The sequence below is a fragment of the Methylorubrum podarium genome, from assembly GCF_022179745.1.
Lineage (GTDB): Bacteria > Pseudomonadota > Alphaproteobacteria > Rhizobiales > Beijerinckiaceae > Methylobacterium > Methylobacterium podarium.
In genome coordinates, this window is record NZ_BPRD01000718.1 from 1 (window position 1) to 2,027 (window position 2,027).

General features: G+C 71.6%; 2 protein-coding genes. Both read left to right on the forward strand.

What is annotated here, in order from left to right; translation table 11 throughout:
• A partial coding sequence (gene hslU, locus MFF42_RS26200; RefSeq protein ID WP_238258874.1) for an ATP-dependent protease ATPase subunit HslU occupies positions 1–1,012 on the forward strand: 1,012 nt, incomplete at its 5' end.
• A gap of 13 nt (positions 1,013–1,025) precedes the next feature.
• Complete coding sequence (locus MFF42_RS26205; protein WP_373875233.1) at positions 1,026–1,916, forward strand: EamA family transporter; 891 nt, start codon at positions 1,026–1,028, stop codon at positions 1,914–1,916.
• The last annotated feature ends 111 nt before the right edge of the window (positions 1,917–2,027 follow it).

Below are 2,027 nucleotides of genomic sequence, written 5' to 3' on the forward strand. Positions count from 1 at the left end.
CGACCTCGTCGAGGTCGGCATCGGCCTGACGCGGGAGGAGAAGCGCAAGGCGGTCAAGGCCAAGGCGGAGGCGGCGGCCGAGTCGCGCATCCTCGACGCCCTGGTCGGCCCCACCGCGAGCCAGGCGACCCGCGAGAGCTTTCGCAAGAAGCTGCGGGCGAGCGAGCTCGACGACAAGGAAGTCGAGATCGAACTCGCCCCGTCGGGCCCGCAGGGCATGCCGATGTTCGAGATTCCCGGCATGCCCGGCGCCTCCATGGGCGCGATCAACATCTCCGACATGCTCGGCAAGGCGCTCGGCGGCCAGCGCGGCAAGCCGCGCCGTATCACCGTGGCCGACGCCTACGCGCCGCTGATCGCCGAGGAGAGCGACAAGCTCGTGGACGACGACGCGCTGACCCGCGAGGCGATCCGCGAGGTCGAGGACAACGGCATCGTCTTCCTCGACGAGATCGACAAGATCTGCGCGCGCGAGGGCCGCTCCGGCGCCGACGTCTCCCGCGAGGGCGTCCAGCGCGACCTGCTGCCCTTGATCGAGGGCACCACGGTGGCGACCAAGCACGGGCCGGTGAAGACCGACCACATCCTGTTCATCGCGTCCGGCGCCTTCCACGTGTCGAAGCCGTCCGACCTGCTGCCCGAGTTGCAGGGCCGCCTGCCGATCCGCGTCGAGCTGCAGCCGCTCACCGTCGAGGACTTCAAGCAGATCCTCACCGCCACGGAGGCGAGCCTGATCAAGCAGACGGTGGCGCTGATGGAGACCGAAGGCGTCACCCTCGACTTCACCGAGGATTCGATCGACGCGATCGCCCGCGTGGCCGTGGAGGTGAACGGCTCGGTGGAGAATATCGGCGCCCGCCGCCTGCAGACGGTGCTGGAGCGGGTGATCGACGAGATCTCGTTCACCGCCACCGACCGCTCCGGCGAGACGGTGCCGATCGATGCTGGCTACGTGCGCGAGCGGGTCGCGGATCTCGCCGCCAACACGGATCTCAGCCGCTTCATCCTCTGACCGCGCGCTGATCGTGCGGGAACGGCCGGAGGCGTCCGCCATCGCCCTGCCCATCCTCGCTTTGGTCGCGGGGATGATCTCGATCCAGAGCGGCGCGGCGCTGGCCAAGAGCCTGTTTCCCGTGGTCGGCGCCGCGGGCGTCACGGCGTTGCGCGTCGGCTTCTCGGCGCTGATCCTGCTCGCGGTCTGGCGGCCGTGGCGGCGCGGCCCGGAGCGCGGCGAGGTGGGCGCGACCGTGCTCTACGGCGCGGCGCTCGGGCTCATGAACCTGCTGTTCTATCTGGCCCTGCGCACGATCCCGCTCGGGATCGCGGTGGCCATCGAGTTCACCGGCCCGCTCGCCGTGGCACTGGCCGGCTCGCGCCGAACCCTCGACTTCGCCTGGATCGGCCTCGCGGTGCTCGGGCTCGGTCTGCTGCTGCCGCTCGGCGACACCGCCAGCCTCGACCCGACGGGGGCCGCCTTGGCGCTCGCGGCGGGCCTGTGCTGGGCCGGCTACATCGTCTTCGGCCAGCGCGCCGGCCGGTCCGGCGGCGGGCGGGCGGTCTCCCTCGGCATGCTGGTCGCTGCCCTCGTGGTCGCGCCCGTCGGCCTCGCCGAGGGCGGAGCGGATCTGTTCACGCCGGCGACCCTGGCGACCGGCCTCGTCATCGCCGTGCTGTCGAGCGCCCTGCCCTACTCGCTTGAGATGTTCGCCCTCACTCGCCTGCCCCGCCCGGCCTTCGGCGTGCTGATGAGCCTGGAACCGGCGGTGGCGGCGGTCGCCGCCCTCGCCCTGCTCGGCGAGCAGCTGACCCTGCTGCAGGTGGCCGCCATCGGCTGCATCGTCGCCGCCTCGGCGGGGATGACGATGGCGGCGCGCAAGCCGACAAATCGAAAGATTACGCAGGACGGAGCCAAGTGAACGGCTGATCCCGATCATCGGACCGGCTGCCCCTACCCCCCCCAAACCTGTCCCGGCCGCAGCGCCAGGAACCGCTCCGGCGGCAGCTCGGCCGCCGCCAGTGCCTCGGCC